The organism is Acinetobacter sp. 826659, assembly GCF_000588515.1.
Classification (GTDB): domain Bacteria; phylum Pseudomonadota; class Gammaproteobacteria; order Pseudomonadales; family Moraxellaceae; genus Acinetobacter; species Acinetobacter pittii.
Map to the genome: position 1 here is coordinate 1 of NZ_JFYD01000038.1, position 437 is coordinate 437.

1 protein-coding gene is annotated in these 437 nt (G+C 35.2%); it reads right to left on the minus strand.

All coding sequences use genetic code 11. From position 1 onward, the window contains the following. Positions 1-309, minus strand: a 309-nt coding sequence (locus J663_RS18535; RefSeq protein ID WP_265596881.1) for a helix-turn-helix domain-containing protein, incomplete at its 3' end; no start/stop codon positions are given. Between the last annotated feature and the right edge of the window lie 128 nt (positions 310-437).

Consider the following 437-nt stretch of genomic DNA (forward strand, 5'->3'; position numbering starts at 1 on the left):
ATAAATCGTTGTATGGCTTACATTCATTGTTTGATCCAAATCAGGAAATGTCTTTAAACGCTTTGCTATTTGCTGAGGAGACCATAAACAACGGATCGCTTCAACAATAAATTTCCAGAGGATTGAATCGATTTTGAGTTTTCTGTGACCACGTCTACGTCTAGCAAAAGTGTTATCAGAAGCATATTGAGCTTGATAAACGTCATTGATGCTATTTCTTTTAAGCTCACGATAGATCGTACTAGGATGTCTTTTAATAAGTTCAGCAAATTTTCTGGCTGAAAAGCCTTCTTTTCTTGACTCAAGCATTAATGCAGTACGATCTTCAAAGTTAAGATGATGGTATGACAATTTTATATACTCCATAAACCCTTTAAATTAATTAGGTGGTTTATGTCGCACTTCAAGTTTTACTCTGCCATGGATCCAGCATCTTT